Here is a 21,691-nt window from a genome sequence, read left to right on the forward strand (position 1 = left end):
GTGGCTGTTGCAATAAAAAGAAGCACATTCGCAAGATGAATGTGCTTCTTGGTACACTATCGATAAAATGACAACACCCAGCACACACCGTTTCGATCAGTTACGATGCCCAGCAGTCCGTTGAACGGCGCTTCATACATGTCCACGTTAATAGCCCCACCTGTGGCAAGCTCTCCGTAGATGGTTCGGAACGCTTCTTCTCTCTCGATCGTCACAAACACTCTCACGTAATCGCCTTTCATGATTGGCTTTGCCGCTAGTGTATCCGCAAACTTAAGGATTGCCCCCTCGACATGTAGGTCCGCGTTAAGCACTTCTTCTCCTTGCTTGCGCAAAATGGTGATCTCACCACCAAAAATACTCTGATAGTACTTAATTTCATCCTTACAGTTTTCCACAACGATAAAGGGAATAGCTTTCATCATCTACATCCTCCTCACAGATATTTAGTCGTTTCCGATCAACCCTGCTCCTGCTCAGTCAGATTGTAAAGCACGATTTTCAGGAGGTTTACCATCAAGTCATACTCTTCATCGTTTATACCTTTCCTGGTTTTGTTTTTCACCCGAGCCAGTGCTTCCTGTACCTTGGGTACCACTTCATCCCCCGCTTCCGTCAAATATAACAACTGATAGCGGTTGTCAGAGGTATCGACTTCCCTCCGTACATAACCTTCTGCTTCTAGCTTGGAAATGGCTTTCGCGGTTGTTGTCTTATCAATGAGCAGCTTCTCGCTCAGTGCTTTCTGCGTAATGGGCTGCCCAAACGCGATCGCCATTAGAAAAATATATTGCCCGCTTCCGATGCGATATGGTGCCAACTCGGCTGAGATCGCTATCTGCATATGGCGATAAATGGCTGAGATGTATTGGCCATGTGATTCAGTAGGTATACCATCGTTATTAGGACTCCATTGGTGACTCATATTACTTTCCCCCCTTTATATAGGATGCTATTGCAACTAATTTCATCATATGCTGAATAGGATGCTATTGCAACTATTTTTTTTAAAAAAAGAGGGATCCTCCAGCCTTGTTTCGATCTGAGATTCCTTATGTACAGGATGGTTGTTATCGATGTAGTTGGGAAGTGAGCATGAGAAAGGCTGCCGATCATTTACGGCAGCCTTTTGGTGTTGTTTTAAACTCTAGTTACGATTCGTCTGTGAATTTCATCGCCCTTTAAGCGCGAAGTAAACAGGAAACGAAATGGCAGTTGCTATACTCAAACAAACAATAGAACTGGGGATCATTATTTTTTTCATTTACAGTGCTCCTTACTTCCTTCAATTCCTTTAGACAAAGATCCTCTAAGTTGTGCCATTATTATGGGTAATGATGATAAAGTTTATTCCCAGAAATCACATAAAAGCCCGGGGGACGCTTTCCTTCGGGCTTTCGCTTTCGTATAAAAGACTTATGCAGGAGTAAGCCTTTTAATTTTGGAAAAGTTTATGCTAGTTATTATCATTATTAAATATTTCATCTAGCTCTGAACTATCTTCGTTGGCTGCTGCATTAATTTCTTGATCAACCTTATTACTTCCTTACATTTGCTCCGCGGCTTCTGCTTGATTGTTCAGTTGCTCAGCAATTTGTCCAGTGCCATGAGCTCCTTGCTGTCCTCTATTTGATGTCATCGTTTTTATCCTCTTTTTCCAAAAATCGACTCCAGCTATATTATAAGGATATTTTCTAACCTTATTCGTTATTTCGCTTCAACTCTTGGTTTGGTTGGATCGCATTCCATTACAGTAACAGAAGCTCCGCTTTGCGAAAGCTTTAATAAATAATAGCATTCTTCTCGATACATATGATCGGGTACAAGCGGGTTTAATCGGCTAAGCAACTCTGCACTTAAATCTATAGTTTCAAGCTCCAGCAAGAAAGACATAAATATAGACATCTCCAAATTCACATCGCTATGAAATCTGGACAATGCTGGGAAGGTTGTTCTCATAGTACGTGTATACCCGGATAATTCAATCGCTTTTAAATAAAACGCATTGAAATGTTGCTCGAACTGTTCACTTCTCTTTATTAATCGTTTTTCAACTGCATCTAACTCCATAGCAATAGAAGCCGCATGTCCTGCAGCATCTGGCAGCCAGAGTAAATGATGGTGAAGAGGGACATAAATAGGCACTGGTTTTCCCTCTAAGAGCGAAACAAGAATTTTCAAATATTCTTCAAGCTCATTGACCATATGATTAATAAAGGTTGGTACAAGCCCCATTTTAATTTTCCCCACTAACATCTGATCCAACAAGCTTAGTTTGAACCCCCGTAGGTTCATGGTTAATTCATAAGCTTGCTTATTCAAATCATTGATTCTTGTAGGTACATCAGGTCGTCTTGCCAGATGTAGAAGCTGATCGAACTGGGTGATAAATTGATGGGCCATCTCAATTTCTTTGGTCTCTTTCGGTGATAAGGCATTAAAAATAAACCTAGCGTGATCTCCCAATATTTGAAGCCAAAACCGATGTTCGAACAACGCCTGTTGGATCCTAACAAACACACCTCCCTATTCCTACTCCAACGGTATGTGTGTTTCCTGAATTTATGATAATTTATTCTTTTTTTAACTATGAATGGGATCCTTTTACAACAAGGCGGCAGGTACAGATAGGGAGTGCACTTGGGCCTCCAATGGCCTCGGTTCTTGTGAAATTTTTCCCCGAATTTTTGTTCATTGGTATCTCCAGTATGACAATGGAATGAAATGGCTGGAACCACCTCATACTAACGATGATGGAGGTGAACTTGTATGAATCCAAATCATCATGTGCGTTTATTTGTTGCTGTGCCCGTCCCATCAGAAACTAAGCTTGCAATTAATGATTGGATGGCTGAAATCCAACCATATCTACCATTTCGCAAATGGGTCCATCATGAAGATCTGCATATTACGCTGCAGTTTCTAGGAGATACACAACCAGACCGTGTCTCTCTCCTTACACATACGCTGCAAGAGATATCCGCGCGATCTACTCCTCTTTCGCTGCGTGTGGAATCCCTGGGCTTATTTGGTCGGCCGACCCACCCATCTGTGCTGTGGGCTGGTGTCGGCGGCGACTTAACAGAACTTCATAACTTACAGCAACGGGTAGCTGACGCACTTACACCACTTGGCTTTACCCCTGAAGAGCGGAGCTTTCACCCACATTTGACGCTTGCGCGTAACTATACGGGTACGGCACCTTTTGATCGAAATGCGTTGCGTGATTTTCCTGTGCCCTCTTCTCAACATAATGAAGGCCTAGCGTGGAAATCTCAAGGAATTACACTATATCGGAGCCACTTGAACAAGCGTCCAATGTATGAGGCCGTTTCATATAACTAGCACGCTATCCATTGATCGCGCCTGCTGTCATCCCCGCAACAATAGGCTTCTGCATCGAATCAGCAGCAGTAAGCGTGCAATCCATAGGGCAAAGATGCAAAAGAGCATCTATTTTCGGTGAAAACAGCTGCACATAGCTAAATAAGTTGTGAAAGAGCACCCTTTGGGGCCGATAAGGTGCTAAAAGGGGGCCTAGGAGTAACGGCAGAAATAGTTGCACTTTCGCACGCATTTCTAATTCGAGGGGTTCATTCGATCGGAAAGGTTGCTCTTTTGCATTTTTATAGGAAAGACAGCACAAATCCCCCAAGATTTAATCTTGGGGGATTGTTAGTGAGCACACCAACATTACTGCTGATTCCGTTTGGCTTCTACACCCAGAGCAAGAGATCCTCTTAAGCCTGAGTTCGTTCCTAAACCAGGAGGCACTATGTAGCTATGTATATTCTCTAATAAGGATTCAGTTCGGATGTAACCATTCAAAATTTTCTGAACGTGAGCATGAATCAATGGAAATAAATGGGCTTGCTGCATTACGCCGCCACCCAAAATAATCTTCTTCGGTGACAACATTAATATCGTAGAGCTAATGGATTGTGCTAGATAGTAAGCTTCTAAATCCCATGCTGGATGGTCTATTGGCAACTCACTGCCTTTCACTCCCCAGCGCTGTTCGATGGCTGGACCCGCAGCCATTCCCTCTAAGCAATCACCATGGTAGGGGCATGTCCCTTGAAAGCTATCATCCGAATGCGGTCTGATCATGACATGACCACCTTCAGGATGAACAAGACCATGGACCAAGCGGCCCTCCATATACACGCCTACGCCGATTCCAGTACCGACCGTATAGTAGACACAACTATCAAGACCTTGTGCAGCTCCCCATTTGGCTTCTCCGAAAGCAGCGGCGTTGACATCCGTGTCCCAACCGAAAGGGACATTGAAAGATTCTCTCAATTTCCCCAATACATCATAGTTGGCCCATCCTGGCTTAGGCGTTGTTGTGATATAACCATATAAGGGGCTGCTTGGATCGACATTTATGGGACCAAATGATCCGATGCCAATCGCTGTCACATTTTTATCTGCAAAATAGTCAATCACCTTCTGCAATGTCTGCTCGGGATGTTCCGTTGGAAAACTAATCCGATCCTCAATGATACCTTCTTCATTTCCGATACCACAAACGAACTTAGTTCCCCCTGCTTCGATGGCTCCATAACCCACGATGTCCATTCCTCCTACAATGTTTCTATGAAGTCGATTTTATCACATATTATACATTGTTTGGAATGCCCTTACGTCTGCTCCCTCTGGCTCCATTTGAAACTCGATATGAAATACAATCACTCTAGTCCTTCACCTTCATCGAATCCAAGCATAATGTTCATATTTTGAATGGCTGCTCCTGAGGCGCCTTTTCCTAGATTATCGAATCTAGTAACAAGTAATACTTCATCGTTATGACCAAAAACAAAGATATCCAAATAATTTGTATGATTGCATTGCGTAAGATTAAAGAAGCCATCTTCCAGATACGCGTCTGATTCGTATGGCATCACGCGTATAAACTGCTCATCTTTATAATACGCGGCGAGCAGTTCTTGAATATTTCTTGCTGTTGCCCGCTTAGTAAACATGCTAGGGAATAAAGGAATTGTAACCGCATCGCCCTGATAATAATTTCCGACGATTGGTGTAAAAAGTGGCGCTGAGTTTAACCCCGTATATCTTTGCATCTCTGGAAGATGCTTGTGGTTCTGGTTAAGTCCATATGCTCTTGGTGCGAATAGCTCATCTCTATTGGTATTCTTATATTCCGTTATAAGCTTCTTACCTCCGCCACTATATCCTGTGAGCGAATAACAAGACGTACGGTACTCTTTCGGTATAATGCCTTCAGCCACCAGTGGTTGTATAGCCAAAATAAACCCAGTCGCGTGGCATCCTGGGACGGATACCCTAGACGAATTCCGGATGTTTTCTCTTTGATTCTTATGTAATTCTGGTAATCCGTATGTCCACTCATGGTTAGTCCTGAACGCCGTACTTGCATCAATTATTTTGGTCGTATTGTTGGTTACCATCGATACGGAATCCCTTGAAGCGTCATCTGGAAGACACAAGAATACGAGGTCCGCCTCATTGATTAATGCTTTACGGGTTTCGTAATCTTTTCGCTGATTCGACGCAATCTCGATAACTTCGATGTCAGAAATCTTAGATAAGTAATCATGTATTTTTAATCCAGTTGTACCTTCTTGACCATCAACAAATATCTTATATGTCACTTCTACACCCCTCGCCCTATAAGTTATGTATAATAATACACTTTAATGTATATATATTCAATTCCCAAGCAACTGCAACCTATTCCTACCAACCTCCGTCTGATGGTTTGTCAACATGATTGACGCTACATTTCAAATATCGGAAGGAGATTTATCAGATGAAGAAAAAATTAACTGTCATATTAAGTTTGGTTGGGATACTGGGCACAACAGCTGCAGTCGGAGCTGAGGATTTCGTAGAAAAGGTTACAGGTTACTTGCAGAAGGATGTAAAAATAGTTGTTAACGGACAAGACAGCAAGCTAACGCCCGTCTATATTGATGGCAAAGCGTACCTTCCCGTACGTGACGCTGCAACTCAGCTTGGCTATACGGTAAATTACGACGAAGCGAACAAAGAGATCGAGCTTGACGAAGCCGAAGAAGCTGCCCTGATGCCTGCAACCGGTGTGATCGTAAGCGTACAGACGAAGGAAGACGGTAATACACGCATCGAGCTGCTCGGCAGCACCTGGGTTATTTTGACCGTAGACAAATCGACTACCATCAAGAGCTTAGACGGTAAAACGCTAGCTGCAGCCGATCTTAAAGCCGGCACTCAAATCGACGCGGAATTCGGACCCGCAATGGCGATGAGCTATCCGGGACAAGCGCATGCTGTAAATATTAACGTTCACGCAGACCGCTTGGTTAAGGAAGATACAATCAAAGAAGTGAAACATACCGATGATGGTTGGCAAGTTCAATTAGACAACTTGGTACTTAATGGCGGTAAAGAAACTCGCGTTATGACTTCGCAAGGTGAATCCGTGAAATGGGAAGACCTGAAAGCTGGCACGAAAGTAAAAGCCTACTACGGTCCAATTGAAACGAAAAGCCTGCCTCCGCAAAGCCCTGTGTACCTTCTCGTGGTTCAGACTCAATCACCTGTAATCGGCACGCCGAAAATGTCCCCAGAGGCAGCGCAGGAATACCGCAACTTGGCATGGGCGCAAGTGAAAGAGCAAGCTTCCCATATTACAACGAAGCAAGACGAAGCAGCTGTTCAAATCGTTTCCTCTAACGAAGTAGGCGTATTGCCTTCCACCGACGAGCAGAAGAAATTGCTCGCAGACGTGCAAGCTGCGCACGGCAATGTCGTGACGGTTACATATAACACAGACCAAGATGAGCTGCTTGGACCGTTAACCGCCGTGTTTGATTTCAACACAAAAGCTTTTATCGGCTTCAACATTAGAAAATAAAACAATTCACAATAAGCCATGAAATTCAATTTGAATTTCATGGCTTTTCTATTTTAACTTCCTTTAATCCAATTTTTATATTTGAAAAACATTAATTTTGGATTTCAACAGATCCGCCTGACATCGCAACATTTCCGAAGATGAAGATAGTTCTTCCATAACAGCCATTTGTTCTTGTACGGACATGGACACATGTTTCGTCTCCTCTGAAATCTGCGTTGCGATCACCGCCACTTCGTTCGTTTTGATTAAGGCACTTCCAATCTTCTGAATCTGATCCGTCACACAACCTACAATATTCTCAACCGTTTGTGCGGTTTCCAAGACGGCCTTGTTGATTTGATTCAGTGCCTTCTTTCCCTCCTCTCCCTTGCCAACTTCACGACTTGCGAGCTGTTCTTGATCGGTTATTTTCTCTACTACTCCCGCTACATCCAATTCAATCCGTGTGGTCAACTGGTCGATATCCTTCACCGCTCTGGCGCTTTGTTCAGCCAGTTTTCGAATTTCTCCAGCTACAACCATGAAACCTGCACCATGCTCCCCTGCTCTTGCTGCTTCAATGGAAGCATTTAAGGCAAGCAAGTGCGTTTGCTCTGCAATATCTCCAACGACTCGGGTTATATGTCCGATTTCCTTCGCATTATCGTGTAACTGCCTGACGACGCCAATGGATTCCAGATTGGAATTAGCTAAGTTCAGCAGACCTTGTACGAGTGAACGCACGATAACCTCGCTCTCCTTAATGGTTTTCAACGTTTCTCGCGAAATGGTCTGCGAATCTCCTGCTTTGGCACCGATTTCATCCGCCGCTTGTTTAATCTGCACGACCGCAGTCAACGTTCCTTGCGTAGATGCTGCTTGCTCCGATGCACCGTTCGATATCATTTCTACAGCGCCGGCTGTGAGTTCAATCTGTAAGGCTGCCTGTTCCATGCCACTCCGTAATACGCCGGCATGACTGTCCGTAAACGAAACACTAGCCGATATATCCGTAATCATTTGCCGCAAATTCCCGATCATTTTCTCAAAAGATCCACTAAGTAAGCGTATTTCGTCGTTCGAATGGTAAAATGGAATTTCCACTTGTAAGTTACCGGTAGCAGCTTCGTTTGCGGCATCCGTCAATCGGAGAAGTGGTTTGGTAAACCAGGTGGCGCCAAACCATCCCAATAATCCTGTCCAAAAAATGCCAAGCAGCATAATAATAGAGAGGTATAGCCAATCTGCCATACTTGGCGCAATAATGTCTTTCAAATAGAAAATAAATAGCGCACTGCAGCCATAGGTGACGATAGAAACAATAACAATTCCAACTACAATTTTTTTGACTAAACTCAACTTCATGAATGAGCACCTTCGTTTCGACAAAATGTAATCCGTGCATGCGTCTCATTTCTAATGAATCTTTTATTCAACTTTATGATCTCTGGACAATGATTCTTCATCGCATTCATAACCCACTATCTTCTCTTTAACCATCGTAACTTTGCCCGCTTTGTTCAGAAGTATCGTTTTGACTTCACCTATTTTGCAATCCCCACAGACCCAACTGTTGCCTATCTTTCTTGACCCATTCGTCTTACCACACTGTTCGCAAGTGATCATTTATCTTCAACTCCTCATCATATATTTAAAATGTACTCCTATTTCAACATGTTCTCTGTGACATATGTCACAGGGCTATAATAGAACTAAAAAAGGACATGCCTCCTTTAGAAACAAGGAGTCACATCCTTTTATATCTTCATGGGAACCATCAATGTCACCGTAGTGCCTTCTCCCACGACAGAGTCAATTGTGACTTTGCCGCCAATACTCTTTGCCCGCTCTTCCATACTAAACAAGCCTACACCTTTGGCACTGCTGTTTCTGGCAAATCCTTGACCTTTGTCTACTATTCGAACCACGACAAAGCCATCCGTCTCTTTAACGACAACACTTGCCTCTGATACTCCCGCATATTTAGCAATATTCGTAAGCGCTTCTTGTATGACACGATAGATAGTGGTTTCTTCAAGGGCTCCAAGCCGTCTGCGCAAATGGCTATTCAGCTCTACCCGTATACCATGGTGGTCCGTGAAATTCTCAATATACGTACGAATAGCAGGTATGACGCCTAGATCGTCCAGAACGGAAGGACGGATTTGCCAAGCCAGACTCCGAACCTCTTCTATGATTCCAGTTACATGTTGCCGAAGCCGCGTTAGTTCCGTCTGATCCGTCTCACCTTCGCCGATAAGTCGATCCATCTGGATCAGCAAGGAGAATAAGCTTTGTCCAATGCCATCATGCAGCTCGCGGGAAAACTTTCTTCGTTCTTCCTCTTGAATTTGCATCACCTGAGACATCATCAACTGAAGCTCTTCTTCCACCCGTTTAAGTTGCGTTACTTCATTTCGAATAGCCAGATATTGATGAATGTTGCCCTGATTATCGACAAAAGGAACGATAGTTGTGTCTACCCAATAATAGGTGCCGTCTTTGGCTTTATTTTTTATCTCGCCACGCCATACGTGCCCCGAAGAAATCGTTCGCCATAAGTCGGTCATGAAGTCTTTCCCATGATGACCGGAATTAATAATCCGATGGTCTAAACCGAGAAGCTCATCTCGCGCATACTTGGAAACTTCGCAAAATTTATCATTCACATACTGAATTTTTCCTTTATGGTCCGTAACCGCAACAATTGAGGATTCATCGAGAGCAAATTTAATATCGGATAATTGTTTAAGCGACTGTCTCAAATCCTGTTGAAACAACGAGTCCGTGATATGCTCATCAAGACGACTTAATAATTCCGTTACATTTTCGCCGATGACTTCCGGGTATTCCCGGTTCAAATCCTTACTCAAAGTTCAACAGTCCTTTCTTCGCCGCATATTTCACTAACTCCGGTCTTGTCTTCAGGCCTAGCTTCTCCATGACGTTGCTTTTATGTGATTCCACGGTTTTGACGCTGATCACCAATTGTTCCGCGATTTCTTTATTCGAGAATCCTTTGGCGATTAAAGCCAGAACTTCCCGTTCCCGTTCCGAAAGTGACCCGAACGTGTCGACATTCTCGCCTTGCTTCAACCGTTCTATATATTCATTCATGAGCCGCTTCGTCGCCGTTGGATATAGATAGGCATTTCCCTCTGCAACAGAGCGGATCGCTGTCAATAACTCCTCGTGCGGTGCACTTTTCAAAATGTATCCGGAAGCGCCCACGTGAATGGCTCTAAATAAGTATTCATCATCGTCATGCATCGTTAATATTAGAATAGCTAAATCAGGCATTAATCGCCGCAGCTCCGTTGTCGCAGTTAGCCCATCCATGCCAGCTGGCATATTCAGGTCCATCAAGACCACATCCGGCTTCAGCAGTTGAGCCGCCCCAATCCCCTCTTCACCGTCAGCAGCTTCCCCGACGACTTCCATATTATGCTTGCCATGAAGCAGCATCATTAAGCCGGATCTAACTACGGCGTGATCATCCACCACAAGAATTTTCAGCGTACTCTCCCCCTTTTAGTCCCATCATAACAAAATAAATGAATCCCCGTAAGGGCAGTTTCGGGCGGCTGTAAGTCGATTTTTTCGACTTAGACATTCGCCTCAACCGCGGAGAGATACGACGCCAATGTGTCGAGGGTATCTTGGACCGCTAGCAACTCGCCGTGTTCAAATCTGGTTTGCTCTCGTTTACCGATGAAAAGCAAGCCCTTGATCTGTGAGCTAGCGTTAGGCACGAGCGGAAATACCGCCGCCGCCTGCAATTGTTCGGCAAGCATGAGCGGACAATGGAGTCTTTCTTGCTGATGCTTAGGATGGGTATCATCGAGCTTCACCCATCTGCCTAAACGCAGAGCCGAGCCAGCTAATCCTTGGCCTTTTTTGATTCGCATTTGTTGATATCGATCATTACTGTTCCCTATGACATATTGCCAACGGTCGCGCCCGACATGCTCTTGAAGAGGCGCAATTGCCACGAAATCGCATGACGTCAAGCTTCGCAATCGTTCTAATTCTATGAACAAAGTTGTATCGTCTATTACCATTCGGGCCCCTCCGTTTCGACGCCGCAGTACAGAATTTCCTTACTTATCATTGTAGATGTTTATATCCGTCTTGTAAGTCAGGGAAAACCCTGATTTCCCCATCAGGATTTCCTTACTAAATCACTAGGGGAATGCTGATTTATGCTGTGATTTTCCTCACAGAAGATAGGGATTATTTCCGTCAAAGATCAGTAGAACCCCCGATAACCAACATGAACCAAAGACGTTATGATAAAGATAATAACAAACGAACGTCGAGGAGTTGGTCCCTATGGTCTTGAAGGATACGAAAGCACCTGCTACGGGCATAATGAATTTCTTTTCTGCAGAAAATTTCGAAAGACTGCAAAGCATCATGTATCGGAGACACGCAGCAAAGGGAGATTTCTTGTTCAGAGAGGGCGATCTCGCAGATCGCTTGTATTACGTTATCCATGGCGGCGTGCGGATCACCAAGCTATCTGAAAATGGCAAAAGCTTCATTCTGTATCTTCATCAAACAGGTGATTTATTCGGTCAGATCGATCCGTTTCAGAACTCTTTGCAGAGCTTTAGTAGCGAAGTGACCGAGGATTGTGAATTTGGTGTCATTCAGCGCAAAGATCTCGAGGTCCTGCTATGGCAGCACGGAGACCTCGCTATTGAATTTATGAAATGGATGGGGCTTATGCACCGTATGACAGAAACGAAATTTCGCGATTTAATGATGTACGGTAAGCCAGGGGCGCTCTGTTCATTATTAATACGGTTAAGTAATTCGTATGGCGTCCCCCAAGGTGACCATATCCACATTAACTATAAGATTAACAATTCGGAAATGGCTGATATGATAGGGGCAACTCGAGAAAGCGTCAATCGCATGTTAAGCGATATGAAGAAGGAAGATGCTGTTGAATTTAATCATGGGCAAATTGTCATTAAGAATGTGACCTACCTCCGTGAAGTCTGCCACTGCGAAAACTGCCCCGTAGAAATATGCCGCATGTAAGCTCAGTCACTTACCTCTATGCTATCTTATGAAAAAAAAGATTCTAAATCTGTCAGCACTTTCTCTGCTAAAGGAAAAACAAGTTGTTCCTCCATGGTCAAATGGTCGTTTAATATTAGGCATGCCTGCACGAGATGGCCTGCTGCTTCGGCTAATTGCTTTTGGCCTGCGGTAGGTCTTACTACCTTACTCATATCTTCAAAGGATTGGATAAATGACATACCCAGTTCATGATCTTTTTCAAGTACCCAAAAAGAAGGGAGAATAGAGGGTACGGATTCACGATGAAAGTATCCTGACAGGAACGGAAATAAGTCATGCTCTTCCCATTCCGAATGTCGCTCCAACACCTTCACAAATAAAGAAGTCTGCTTCCTGAGATCTTGAACCAACTCCACTCCCCTTACGGGGTCATCCACAAGAATGACTTCCTTCGCCCCCGATTCAATCATCTTGAGTCGGCTCCTCAATTCTTCATGCTCTGCCACTAACCGATCTGTCGCATATTCAAGCTCCACTGGGTTTGAAGATGCGATTCCTAGTATAGCCATTGTGGAATTAATGACCATACAAATCCCCCTCCTTTGCTGCCTTGTGATGGCCTTCCCCTATTCCCTACCAAGTGATAAACCCTTTCGAACCAGGAGCTGGATTCACAATCATATCCATCAGCGGAATCGTGTACGCAAACAAGATTAAAAGAATCGATACCGTGATCCATATCCGCCAACGATCCAAATAGGCTGGCGTTGCCTCGGCTGATTCCATCGCTTCAGCAATCGGATACTCCGTCTCCCCTTTTGGGGCACACAGCAGAGCAATGACATTATAGATCATAAGCAGAACACCAATAAATAACACCGTTCCACCAATTGCCATGAACACGTAATACGGCACCCAGCCCGCTGCTGCTGCACTTCCTTCATAGTCTGTGAAAGCGGTCCGCCTTGGTGCGCCGAACAATCCGACTATATGCATAGCACCTGACATGAGGAACATGCCCACACACCAGATGATCGTTTGAATAATCCCTAATGTATGCATGCGTGGCGTCAACACACGCCCAGTAACAGCTGGAAGTAACCAATACGTAATCCCGAAGAACGTAAGTGCCACACTCGTCGCCACCGTCAGGTGAAAATGCCCGGTCACCCATAATGTATTATGCACAACGGCATTCATTTGATTACTTGCATTAATCAGTCCGCCTGCACCAGCAGGAATGAAAATGAGCATCCCCATGAAAGGTGCGAAGAATCGCACATCCTTCCAAGGCAGCTTTTTCACCCAGCCAAATAGCCCTTTTGCCCCAAGCGCACGACCGTTCAGTTCAAAGGTTGCAAATAATGAAAATGCCGTCATCAGCGATGGAACAACCACCATAAAGGTCAGGATAACCTGCAAGTATTTCCAAAAAGAGCTGATGCCTGGCTCCATTAATTGATGGTGAAAGCCTACCGGAATCGAGAATAGTAATAAGAGAATAAAGGAAAGTCTCGCGAGCGCATCGCTGTAAATTTTGCCGCCGATGATCTTGGGAATGATCACATACCAACACATATACGCGGGCATTAGCCAGAAATACACCAAAGGATGGCCGAAGTACCAGAACAATGTGCGGCTGAGCATCACATTAATCGTTTCCACCCAACCGAAAGACCAAGGAATTAGCTGAATCAACACCTCTGCCGCAACCCCGATGGTTGCGATTTGCCACATCAGAAAAGTCACAACTGACATAAAAGCGAATAGTGGAGACAGCTTGCCTTCATGCGTCCTTTTCCAATATTTATATTGATAGAAAATCCCCCAACCACTTATCCAGCTCCCTACCACAAGCAAAGCTAATCCGATATAAAAATAGGGGGATGCCTTCATTGGTGCATAGAACGTGTATAGAACGCTTGCCTTCCCCGTTAATACCATCGCAACGCCAAGTGCGGTCCCCGCAGTCATGAGGGAAAATCCAGCCCACCCCATGCGATGAACCACCGGAAGCAGTTTGCCGCCAAGCGTATAGGAGACACCAGAATAAATAAAGCCGATGATAAAATACGTTGTAAACACGATGGCCATCAATACTCCGTGAGCTGTCAGCAGCTCGTAATAGCCGATGTTATAGGGTAATTTGATCGTCCCACTTTTCACCATTGTCTGCAGAAGTCCTGCAATTCCACCGATGAGCAGCGCAATGAATGCCACAAGGACATGGGCTACAACCAATTTGCCATCCTTAAGATCAAATTTAGGAGTCAATTTCCCGATAGCTTCACTTCTCATGCTGTCTTCCACCTTTCTTGGCACCTGGGCTATTTAACAATAATCGTTGTTTTCATATACTCATGTGCACCACCGCAATATTCATTGCACAGGATCAGGTATTCACCTGGCTTCGTAAACGTGTGACTAACATGACTAACTTCGCCCGGAACAATCATCATATTTACGTTCGTACCCGGAATAGCAAAGCCATGTACCACATCTTGACTTGTCACGACAAAGTTAATTGTTGCCCCCACTGGGACCTCCATTTTGTCCGGTGCATAACCAAACGTAAATGCAGTCATGACCGCCTCATAGGCATTGTTGCCGATTGGATGAAGTCCTGGCTTATCGAAAGGCGCGGTTTCCGACACCTTAGAAGGATCAATCTGATGATGGTGCGCACTTGGCGGCTTGGCTCCCATAGCGAATGCAGATACCCCTAACACGCCTAGAAAGACAAACAACATGACGATCCCAATAGTTAACCAGACTTTTTCGAGTTTATGGATATGCATGTTCTAATCCCCTTTACTGTCTAGATATAAAAAGAAGAAATACCGCGACCCAACTGATTACTAAGAAGAGTCCTACGACCAACACCGAGGCAAAGGTACCCCGCAAGGAAGGCTCTGGCTTATGCTCTGTTCGCTCAGATGCGTGTGTATGCTTGTGATGACTATTCATACCAATCACCCCCTACTATGTAAACGACTTGCACTTATTTTAAGAAAATAACACGTCGTTTACAGTGACTTTTATCACGATCAACAATCGGAATCATGAACAATTCGTTACTTTCATTGCATATCCATGTGCTTCATGATCTCGTAATCCTCCATCGTCTTTATCTGAGAAACAAACCTCAAGTCAATGCCATGTTCAATCAAAAAACGATCCCCTAGCTCACTCCAAAAAACATGGTTCAGCAGTGCGGATACCGAGGTTTGCCCTTGCTGTAAGAGATGTCCGATGTGGGACGCGCAAGCGCGATCATAAATACCGTGCAAGGGATGCACCCTACCTGCCACCAAGGGGACAACGGCTTCAAATCCATCCTGTTTTCTTTGTAATAACAATTCAGCAGCTGAGCTGGATATGAAGGGCATATCGCACCCGACGACCCAGACAGAAGTATGTTTAGATAGGGATAATGCGGCATGCATGCCTCCAAGCGACCCATGTCCCCTGAAAAAATCCGTAATAATCCGTACCGAACGATCTACTATGTTTAGATAAGGTTTAGGATCATTCGTTACAACAATCAACTCATCACATATTTCCCTCATACAATCTAGCTGCCTGACAATGAGCGGCTTTCCCCCAAATGGCAGCAATGCCTTCAGCTCTCCGTTCATTCGACGGTTTGCTCCACCAGCCAAAATAACTCCTGAAAGCATACCCATCACTTCTCCTTTTTCTACATCATGTACCTGTCACTTTAGTCCAAAAAAGATCAACTGTAAGTGAAAAATATCACACTGCAATAAACACAAAAAAACCTATTCCCCTCTCAATAACTGGAGAAAGGAATAGGTTTATCAACGATTTAACATGGAAGCAGAAGCAGAGCTCATCTGAGTTTCGTCTTTAAATGACATATCTCTAATAGCTTATCAAACCATCTGTGCAGGTACGGAAGAATCAAATGATCCACACCAAATTTCCCGGCATTCGCTCCAGCTGCTAAAATAATGAACCCGAGGAGCACTAACCATGGATTCGAGCTAACCGTGCCGGCAAACATATACATGAAGTTCATCAGTAAGCCGAAGAACATCGCTGTCGTTGTCAACGCACCGAGCAGTAACCCCACACCAACTAAGAGTTCACCCCAAGGAACCAGCACATTAAACCATCCTACATGCGGAAGCGCGACATTTTTCAAGAAAGCCACATAATTCGCATAAACGAGATCCGTCGTACCACTTTCTAGAACTGGTTTGGCAATGGCCCCTTTCAGATAACCTGCAGCGTCGAAAGCTTTGTCACCTGTAATTTTGTGCCATCCCGCTATCATCCATTCCCAACCAACATATAAACGAATGATAGAAGTATTGCAGCGTAATTATTTTCCCTTACCCATTTCATCATTTCAACCATCTCCTCGTCCTTTATGAATTCATTATAGGTCGAAGAAATGGTCGTGTATGTGAGATAAGTCACTCTGATTATTTTTCTTGACTACTTGATACCTCAATAGGTTCTATGTGAATATGCACATACGATATGTTATGAAGTTCATGAATTCGATTTTCAATATTTTCGGTAATGTCATGGCTTTCGCTTACGTTAAGCTCATGGTCTACACCAATGGTCACATCGACTAGTTTATTGTTTCCATGGATACGGGCTTTGATATCAATGACCTTCTCCACCCCGGGGACGTCACGAATGGTTTGTTTAATGGTTTGAAGCTCAGCATCATCAAACCCATCCGTAAGAGCATGAGTAGAATCTCGGAAAATATCCCACGCTGTTTTACAAATAATAACTCCGACAAGTAAAGCTGTTAATGTATCCAGCCAAGGTAGACCAAATTGAGAACCAACAATACCAATAAAGGCACCAATACTGACAAACGCATCCGATCGATTATCTTGTGCTGCTGCCATCATGGCATTACTATTTATTTTCCTTGCCAGACGAACATTGTATACATATACAACGTACATGACAATCGCACAAAAAACAGCCGTCCATGCGGCAACCATATCGGGAGATTCGATACTCGGAGAACGAAACTTAATAAATGCTTGATAGAGAACCTGAATTCCTACCGCAAACATAATAAAAGAAGCGATTAAAGCGGCTACCGTCTCAGCTCGATAATGACCGTATCTATGGTCTTTATCAGGTGGTTTTCGTGATATTTTCAGCCCGACTAAAACAGCAATTGATGCAATAATGTCTGTAGCGTTATTTAAACCATCCGCGGAAAGCGCTTCGGACTTGGTTATGTACCCTATGGTTAATTTTAAAGCTGATAAACATATATAAGTAATAATACTTAACCAAGCACCTTTTTCACCTTGCTTGATGTCATCATACAAATTTTCTATTGTTCCCACCTCACTATCCATGTCGAAGACAATCATACTCGACATAATACGTGTGGGTCTAGAGAAACAGTGTTGTCCAAGTCCTTAATAGTAGGATCCAAACAACTAATTTGCATAAGGTGAAAAGTATAGGCTTGATTCAAGTTTTCTACTTAAAACCATTAGTAAAAACAAAAAAAAGCCTTATATCAAGGCTTCATTGTTTGCAACTTGTACAACGGGTGATCTATCAAGTTGAGCTAATGACTTATGAAAAAAAGAACTGGGGATCAAGGATTTGAACCTTGGCATGACGGAGTCAAAGTCCGTTGCCTTACCGCTTGGCTAATCCCCATTGTAGGAGATGGAGGCTGATGGATTCGAACCACCGAACTCGAAGAGAGCAGATTTACAGTCTGCCGTGTTTAGCCACTTCACTAAGCCTCCACGTTAAAAAGCTTTACCGGGCCCCGAAAAAGTATTCGGTGTTGCTACAAGGCTTCACTTCATTTTTTGGGGTAATATGGTGCCGTCGAGAGGACTTGAACCCCCAACCTACTGATTACAAGTCAGTTGCTCTACCAGTTGAGCTACAACGGCTTATTACGTTTATACAGATGGCGGAGAGAGAGGGATTCGAACCCTCGCACCACTTACGCAGTCTAACCCCTTAGCAGAGGGTCCCCTTATAGCCACTTGGGTATCTCTCCAAAATAATAAGTAGCGGCAGAGGGGCTCGAACCCCCGACCTTACGGGTATGAACCGTACGCTCTAGCCAGCTGAGCTACGCCGCCAAATGGTCTATCAATCATCATATATAAAAACGTGCTGCTAAGGAATAAGTGGGCCCTAGTGGACTCGAACCACCGACCTCACCCTTATCAGGGGTGCGCTCTAACCAGCTGAGCTAAGGGCCCATATTTGCATTAACTCCTCGAAAGGCGGCAAAAAAAATACCCACTAGGGGTATTCTGCTTGGCAACGTTCTACTCTCCCAGAACCCTGCGGTTCAAGTACCATCGACGCTGGAGGGCTTAACGGTCGTGTTCGAGATGGGAACGCGTGGGTCCCCTCCGCCATCATCACCAAACAGTCAAAGCGTTTGTTTGCGCCTTGAAAACTAGATACGAAACTTCAACGTAAAGTTAGATGTTCTTAGGATTTTCTGGGCCCCAATCAAGTAGTCGGAATTCGCTACAAAGCTTATCTTCACTTGGTTGGGATTAGGTTAAGCCCTCGACCGATTAGTATTCGTCAGCTGCATACGTTACCGCACTTCCACCTCGAACCTATCAACCTCGTCGTCTACAAGGGGTCTTACATACTGGGAAATCTCATCTTGAGGGGGGCTTCGCGCTTAGATGCTTTCAGCGCTTATCCCCTCCGTACATAGCTACCCAGCGATGCCTCTGGCGAGACAACTGGTACACCAGCGGTACGTCCATCCCGGTCCTCTCGTACTAAGGACAGCTCCTCTCAAATTTCCTACGCCCGCGACAGATAGGGACCGAACTGTCTCACGACGTTCTGAACCCAGCTCGCGTACCGCTTTAATGGGCGAACAGCCCAACCCTTGGGACCTACTTCAGCCCCAGGATGCGATGAGCCGACATCGAGGTGCCAAACCTCCCCGTCGATGTGGACTCTTGGGGGAGATAAGCCTGTTATCCCCAGGGTAGCTTTTATCCGTTGAGCGATGGCCCTTCCATTCGGTACCACCGGATCACTAAGTCCGACTTTCGTCCCTGCTCGACTTGTAGGTCTCGCAGTCAAGCTCCCTTATGCCTTTGCACTCTGCGAATGATTTCCAACCATTCTGAGGGAACCTTTAAACGCCTCCGTTACATTTTAGGAGGCGACCGCCCCAGTCAAACTGCCCACCTGACACTGTCCCCATACCGGATCACGGTACCAGGTTAGAACTCCGATACGATCAGGGTGGTATCCCAACGATGCCTCCACCCAAGCTGGCGCTCAGGCTTCAAAGGCTCCCACCTATCCTGTACAGATCGTACCAAAGTCCAATATCAAGCTGCAGTAAAGCTCCATGGGGTCTTTCCGTCTTGTCGCGGGTAACCTGCATCTTCACAGGTATTAAAATTTCACCGGATCTCTCGTTGAGACAGCGCCCAAGTCGTTACGCCATTCGTGCGGGTCAGAATTTACCTGACAAGGAATTTCGCTACCTTAGGACCGTTATAGTTACGGCCGCCGTTTACTGGGGCTTCAATTCATAGCTTCGGGGTTGCCCCCTAACCACTCCTCTTAACCTTCCAGCACCGGGCAGGCGTCAGCCCGTATACTTCGCCTTGCGGCTTCGCACAGACCTGTGTTTTTGCTAAACAGTCGCTTGGGCCTTTTCACTGCGGCCCCCTCGGGCTATTCACCCTACCGAGGCACCCCTTCTCCCGAAGTTACGGGGTCATTTTGCCGAGTTCCTTAACGAGAGTTCTTCCGCGCGCCTTAGAATTCTCTTCTCACCCACCTGTGTCGGTTTGCGGTACGGGCACCTTCGCCTGGCTAGAAGCTTTTCTTGGCAGTGTGAACTCATGACCTTCGGTACTTAAATTTCCCTCCCCATCACAGCCCAGCCTTACGATGTGCGGATTTGCCTACACATCAGCCTCACTGCTTGGACGAGCATCCATCAGCTCGCGTCACTATCCTTCTGCGTCACTCCATTGCTCATAACGGCTACGGTGGTACAGGAATTTCCACCTGTTGTCCATCGACTACGCCTTTCGGCCTCGCCTTAGGTCCCGACTTACCCTGAGCGGACGAGCCTTCCTCAGGAACCCTTAGGTTTTCGGCGGATCAGATTCTCACTGATCTTTTCGTTACTTATACCGGCATTCTCACTTGTATGCGCTCCACCTGTCCTTACGGTCAGAATTCAACGTACATACAACGCTCCCCTACCCATGCACCACCTTCACTCCAGCTTCGAAGTCGCGTGTTTAGCTGGGGCATTTGGTCAGAATCTTGAACAACCATAGAGGTTGATTCTGACTAATGTCCCGTGGCTAACCACGAATTCAAAGACGCAGTGAAGGTGATGCAAGCCATAGCTTCGGTGGCGTGTTTAGCCCCGTTACATTTTCGGCGCAGAGTCACTCGACCAGTGAGCTATTACGCACTCTTTCAATGGTGGCTGCTTCTAAGCCAACATCCTGGTTGTCTGTGCAACTCCACATCCTTTCCCACTTAACACACACTTGGGGACCTTAGCTGATGGTCTGGGCTGTTTCCCTTTTGACAATGGATCTTAGCACTCACTGTCTGACTCCCGGATTTAAGTTTGTGGCATTCAGAGTTTGACTGGACTTGGTAACCCTTGGCGGGCCCCGCACCCAATCAGTGCTTTACCTCCACAACTCAACATCCGAGGCTAGCCCTAAAGCTATTTCGGGGAGAACCAGCTATCTCCGAGTTCGATTGGAATTTCTCCGCTACCCCCACCTCATCCCCGAATTTTTCAACATTCGTGGGTTCGGGCCTCCAGTGAGTGTTACCTCACCTTCACCCTGGACAGGGGTAGATCACACGGTTTCGGGTCTACGTCCACGTACTAAAGCGCCCTATTCAGACTCGCTTTCGCTGCGGCTCCGTCTCTTCAACTTAACCTCGCACGGGAACGTAACTCGCCGGTTCATTCTACAAAAGGCACGCCATCACCCATATAGAGGGCTCTGACTTTTTGTAAGCACACGGTTTCAGGTTCTTTTTCACTCCGCTTCCGCGGTGCTTTTCACCTTTCCCTCACGGTACTGCTTCACTATCGGTCACTAGGGAGTATTTAGCCTTGGCAGATGGTCCTGCCGGATTCCGACGGGGTTTCACGTGACCCGCCGTACTCAGGATACCTCTAGGAGTTTCGTTTGGTTTGGGCTACAGGGCTTTTACCTTCTATGCCGGACCTTTCCAGATCACTTCGCCTACCAAACTAACCCCATATCGAGGTCCTACAACCCCAAGGAGCAAGCTCCTTGGTTTGGGCTATTCCGCTTTCGCTCGCCGCTACTGACGGAATCACTTTTGTTTTCTTTTCCTCCAGGTACTTAGATGTTTCAGTTCCCTGGGTCTGCCTCTACTAAAGCTATGTATTCACTTTAGAGTAACTGCGCATTACCACAGCTGGGTTCCCCCATTCGGACATCCCCGGATCAAAGCCTGCTTACGGCTCCCCGAGGCATTTCGTCGTTCGCCACGTCCTTCTTCGGCTCCTAGTGCCTAGGCATCCTCCGTGTGCTCTTTCTAGCTTAACCTAGAAAAAACTTTAAAGATTTATGTGAGACCATTAAGGTCAACACAACCTAAGTTCTTACTTTACGTTTTGTTTCGTTATCTAGTTTTCAAGGAACAAGATTGTTGAAGGGTTAATTCATCCTTCAAAACTGAACACGAGTGAGTAAGCGATTTGTGTGTTAAACACACTTGACTGGTCTTATCAAGACCGAGTCTCCATAGAAAGGA

At 45.4% G+C, this 21,691-nt stretch carries 20 protein-coding genes, 6 tRNA genes, 3 rRNA genes and 1 pseudogene (1 of these 30 running past the window's edge); 3 read left to right on the forward strand and 27 right to left on the reverse strand.

The features are described from left to right. Window positions 1–56: 56 nt before the first annotated feature. The 3 genes from ACSQ8O_RS24270 to ACSQ8O_RS24280 all read right to left on the reverse strand — a co-directional run bounded on the left by ACSQ8O_RS24270 (window position 57) and on the right by ACSQ8O_RS24280 (window position 2,520). Window positions 57–425: a VOC family protein gene (locus tag ACSQ8O_RS24270; protein ID WP_436243718.1), complete on the reverse strand. Its 369-nt coding sequence runs from the start codon at window positions 423–425 to the stop codon at window positions 57–59. 35 nt (window positions 426–460) lie between these two features. Beyond that, on the reverse strand, window positions 461–925 hold the full coding sequence (locus tag ACSQ8O_RS24275; RefSeq protein WP_436243719.1) for a MarR family winged helix-turn-helix transcriptional regulator: 465 nt from the start codon (window positions 923–925) through the stop codon (window positions 461–463). 782 nt (window positions 926–1,707) lie between these two features. After that, entirely contained in the window at window positions 1,708–2,520 is an 813-nt protein-coding gene (locus tag ACSQ8O_RS24280) for a DUF2935 domain-containing protein (protein WP_436243720.1), read from the reverse strand. Window positions 2,521–2,769: 249 nt separating this feature from the next. On the opposite strand from ACSQ8O_RS24280, the gene thpR reads away from it, so the two are divergent. Continuing rightward, complete coding sequence (gene thpR / locus ACSQ8O_RS24285; protein ID WP_436243721.1) at window positions 2,770–3,345, forward strand: RNA 2',3'-cyclic phosphodiesterase; 576 nt, start codon at window positions 2,770–2,772, stop codon at window positions 3,343–3,345. Window positions 3,346–3,349: 4 nt separating this feature from the next. Here the strand turns inward: thpR and ACSQ8O_RS24290 are convergent, their stop codons facing one another. The 3 genes from ACSQ8O_RS24290 to argC form a co-directional block, all read right to left on the reverse strand. Next, window positions 3,350–3,577 carry a hypothetical protein gene (locus tag ACSQ8O_RS24290; protein ID WP_436243722.1) on the reverse strand — a complete coding sequence of 76 codons (228 nt, stop codon included), beginning with the start codon at window positions 3,575–3,577 and terminating at the stop codon, window positions 3,350–3,352. Between the two features lie 116 nt (window positions 3,578–3,693). Further along, complete coding sequence (locus ACSQ8O_RS24295) at window positions 3,694–4,575, reverse strand: ROK family protein (RefSeq protein ID WP_436243723.1); 882 nt, start codon at window positions 4,573–4,575, stop codon at window positions 3,694–3,696. Between the two features lie 119 nt (window positions 4,576–4,694). Continuing rightward, window positions 4,695–5,639, reverse strand: coding sequence for an N-acetyl-gamma-glutamyl-phosphate reductase (argC, locus tag ACSQ8O_RS24300; protein WP_436243724.1), 945 nt, complete (start codon window positions 5,637–5,639; stop codon window positions 4,695–4,697). 158 nt (window positions 5,640–5,797) lie between these two features. Here argC and ACSQ8O_RS24305 point away from each other — a divergent pair, with 158 nt between their 5' ends. Then, window positions 5,798–6,883: a stalk domain-containing protein gene (locus ACSQ8O_RS24305; RefSeq protein ID WP_436243725.1), complete on the forward strand. Its 1,086-nt coding sequence runs from the start codon at window positions 5,798–5,800 to the stop codon at window positions 6,881–6,883. A gap of 75 nt (window positions 6,884–6,958) precedes the next feature. Here ACSQ8O_RS24305 and ACSQ8O_RS24310 read toward each other — a convergent pair whose 3' ends face one another. The 5 genes from ACSQ8O_RS24310 to ACSQ8O_RS24330 form a co-directional block, all read right to left on the reverse strand. Continuing rightward, window positions 6,959–8,230, reverse strand: a complete 1,272-nt coding sequence (locus ACSQ8O_RS24310) for a methyl-accepting chemotaxis protein (protein WP_436243726.1) — start codon at window positions 8,228–8,230, stop codon at window positions 6,959–6,961. A gap of 63 nt (window positions 8,231–8,293) precedes the next feature. Further along, window positions 8,294–8,491 (reverse strand): hypothetical protein, encoded by a 198-nt coding sequence (locus tag ACSQ8O_RS24315; protein WP_056622867.1) that lies wholly within the window; start codon window positions 8,489–8,491, stop codon window positions 8,294–8,296. 131 nt (window positions 8,492–8,622) lie between these two features. Beyond that, the gene (locus tag ACSQ8O_RS24320; RefSeq protein WP_436243727.1) at window positions 8,623–9,738 is read right to left on the reverse strand and encodes a PAS domain-containing sensor histidine kinase; all 1,116 of its coding nucleotides are present in this window, start codon (window positions 9,736–9,738) and stop codon (window positions 8,623–8,625) included. Then, window positions 9,731–10,369 (reverse strand): response regulator, encoded by a 639-nt coding sequence (locus ACSQ8O_RS24325; RefSeq protein WP_436243728.1) that lies wholly within the window; start codon window positions 10,367–10,369, stop codon window positions 9,731–9,733. Before ACSQ8O_RS24325 ends, ACSQ8O_RS24320 begins: the two co-directional genes overlap by 8 nt. Before the next feature lie 101 nt (window positions 10,370–10,470). Next, on the reverse strand, window positions 10,471–10,926 hold the full coding sequence (locus ACSQ8O_RS24330; protein WP_056622861.1) for a GAF domain-containing protein: 456 nt from the start codon (window positions 10,924–10,926) through the stop codon (window positions 10,471–10,473). 271 nt (window positions 10,927–11,197) lie between these two features. Between ACSQ8O_RS24330 and ACSQ8O_RS24335 the strand changes: the two genes are divergently transcribed. After that, entirely contained in the window at window positions 11,198–11,914 is a 717-nt protein-coding gene (locus tag ACSQ8O_RS24335) for a Crp/Fnr family transcriptional regulator (RefSeq protein ID WP_436243729.1), read from the forward strand. Between the two features lie 26 nt (window positions 11,915–11,940). On the opposite strand, the gene ACSQ8O_RS24340 is transcribed toward ACSQ8O_RS24335, so the two are convergent. The 16 genes and pseudogenes from ACSQ8O_RS24340 to ACSQ8O_RS24415 form a co-directional block, all read right to left on the reverse strand. Next, window positions 11,941–12,483 carry a hemerythrin domain-containing protein gene (locus ACSQ8O_RS24340; protein ID WP_436243730.1) on the reverse strand — a complete coding sequence of 181 codons (543 nt, stop codon included), beginning with the start codon at window positions 12,481–12,483 and terminating at the stop codon, window positions 11,941–11,943. Window positions 12,484–12,529: 46 nt separating this feature from the next. After that, window positions 12,530–14,194: a cbb3-type cytochrome c oxidase subunit I gene (locus ACSQ8O_RS24345; RefSeq protein ID WP_436243731.1), complete on the reverse strand. Its 1,665-nt coding sequence runs from the start codon at window positions 14,192–14,194 to the stop codon at window positions 12,530–12,532. Between the two features lie 29 nt (window positions 14,195–14,223). Continuing rightward, window positions 14,224–14,694, reverse strand: coding sequence for a cytochrome c oxidase subunit II (locus tag ACSQ8O_RS24350; protein ID WP_436243732.1), 471 nt, complete (start codon window positions 14,692–14,694; stop codon window positions 14,224–14,226). A gap of 13 nt (window positions 14,695–14,707) precedes the next feature. Further along, window positions 14,708–14,863 carry a cytochrome c oxidase subunit 2A gene (locus ACSQ8O_RS24355; protein WP_236291495.1) on the reverse strand — a complete coding sequence of 52 codons (156 nt, stop codon included), beginning with the start codon at window positions 14,861–14,863 and terminating at the stop codon, window positions 14,708–14,710. Window positions 14,864–14,976: 113 nt separating this feature from the next. After that, on the reverse strand, window positions 14,977–15,576 hold the full coding sequence (mobA, locus tag ACSQ8O_RS24360) for a molybdenum cofactor guanylyltransferase (RefSeq protein ID WP_436243733.1): 600 nt from the start codon (window positions 15,574–15,576) through the stop codon (window positions 14,977–14,979). A 173-nt stretch (window positions 15,577–15,749) separates the two neighbouring features. Then, a pseudogene (locus tag ACSQ8O_RS24365) lies at window positions 15,750–16,270 on the reverse strand (DoxX family membrane protein). Window positions 16,271–16,347: 77 nt separating this feature from the next. After that, window positions 16,348–17,259 carry a cation diffusion facilitator family transporter gene (locus ACSQ8O_RS24370; protein WP_436243734.1) on the reverse strand — a complete coding sequence of 304 codons (912 nt, stop codon included), beginning with the start codon at window positions 17,257–17,259 and terminating at the stop codon, window positions 16,348–16,350. A 241-nt stretch (window positions 17,260–17,500) separates the two neighbouring features. After that, window positions 17,501–17,572: transfer RNA gene (locus ACSQ8O_RS24375), tRNA-Gln, on the reverse strand. A gap of 10 nt (window positions 17,573–17,582) precedes the next feature. Beyond that, window positions 17,583–17,664, reverse strand: a tRNA-Tyr gene (locus tag ACSQ8O_RS24380). 77 nt (window positions 17,665–17,741) lie between these two features. After that, window positions 17,742–17,817 (reverse strand) — tRNA-Thr (locus ACSQ8O_RS24385). An 18-nt stretch (window positions 17,818–17,835) separates the two neighbouring features. Further along, window positions 17,836–17,927: transfer RNA gene (locus ACSQ8O_RS24390), tRNA-Ser, on the reverse strand. An 11-nt stretch (window positions 17,928–17,938) separates the two neighbouring features. After that, window positions 17,939–18,012: transfer RNA gene (locus ACSQ8O_RS24395), tRNA-Met, on the reverse strand. Between the two features lie 49 nt (window positions 18,013–18,061). Further along, window positions 18,062–18,135, reverse strand: a tRNA-Ile gene (locus ACSQ8O_RS24400). A gap of 56 nt (window positions 18,136–18,191) precedes the next feature. Next, window positions 18,192–18,308, reverse strand: a 5S ribosomal RNA gene (gene rrf, locus ACSQ8O_RS24405). Between the two features lie 134 nt (window positions 18,309–18,442). Beyond that, a 23S ribosomal RNA gene (locus ACSQ8O_RS24410) occupies window positions 18,443–21,483 on the reverse strand. Window positions 21,484–21,685: 202 nt separating this feature from the next. Further along, window positions 21,686–21,691 (reverse strand): 16S ribosomal RNA (locus ACSQ8O_RS24415); it runs 1,536 nt beyond the window's last position. Together the 16S, 23S and 5S rRNA genes with 6 tRNA genes alongside form the textbook arrangement of a ribosomal RNA operon.

Source organism: Paenibacillus sp. LjRoot56, assembly GCF_964253335.1.
Classification (GTDB): Bacteria; Bacillota; Bacilli; order Paenibacillales; family NBRC-103111; genus Paenibacillus_E; species Paenibacillus_E allorhizoplanae.

Coding starts and splice junctions, on each gene's coding strand:
- ACSQ8O_RS24270 (WP_436243718.1), bottom strand. CDS start 425: ATGATGAAAGCTATTCCCTTTATCGTTGTGGAAAACTGTAAGGATGAA.
- ACSQ8O_RS24275 (WP_436243719.1), bottom strand. CDS start 925: ATGAGTCACCAATGGAGTCCTAATAACGATGGTATACCTACTGAATCA.
- thpR (WP_436243721.1), top strand. CDS start 2,770: ATGAATCCAAATCATCATGTGCGTTTATTTGTTGCTGTGCCCGTCCCA.
- ACSQ8O_RS24290 (WP_436243722.1), bottom strand. CDS start 3,577: ATGCGTGCGAAAGTGCAACTATTTCTGCCGTTACTCCTAGGCCCCCTT.
- ACSQ8O_RS24305 (WP_436243725.1), top strand. CDS start 5,798: ATGAAGAAAAAATTAACTGTCATATTAAGTTTGGTTGGGATACTGGGC.
- ACSQ8O_RS24310 (WP_436243726.1), bottom strand. CDS start 8,230: ATGAAGTTGAGTTTAGTCAAAAAAATTGTAGTTGGAATTGTTATTGTT.
- ACSQ8O_RS24315 (WP_056622867.1), bottom strand. CDS start 8,491: ATGATCACTTGCGAACAGTGTGGTAAGACGAATGGGTCAAGAAAGATA.
- ACSQ8O_RS24330 (WP_056622861.1), bottom strand. CDS start 10,926: ATGGTAATAGACGATACAACTTTGTTCATAGAATTAGAACGATTGCGA.
- ACSQ8O_RS24335 (WP_436243729.1), top strand. CDS start 11,198: ATGGTCTTGAAGGATACGAAAGCACCTGCTACGGGCATAATGAATTTC.
- ACSQ8O_RS24340 (WP_436243730.1), bottom strand. CDS start 12,483: ATGGTCATTAATTCCACAATGGCTATACTAGGAATCGCATCTTCAAAC.
- ACSQ8O_RS24345 (WP_436243731.1), bottom strand. CDS start 14,194: ATGAGAAGTGAAGCTATCGGGAAATTGACTCCTAAATTTGATCTTAAG.
- ACSQ8O_RS24350 (WP_436243732.1), bottom strand. CDS start 14,694: ATGCATATCCATAAACTCGAAAAAGTCTGGTTAACTATTGGGATCGTC.
- ACSQ8O_RS24355 (WP_236291495.1), bottom strand. CDS start 14,863: ATGAATAGTCATCACAAGCATACACACGCATCTGAGCGAACAGAGCAT.
- mobA (WP_436243733.1), bottom strand. CDS start 15,576: ATGCTTTCAGGAGTTATTTTGGCTGGTGGAGCAAACCGTCGAATGAAC.
- ACSQ8O_RS24370 (WP_436243734.1), bottom strand. CDS start 17,259: ATGGATAGTGAGGTGGGAACAATAGAAAATTTGTATGATGACATCAAG.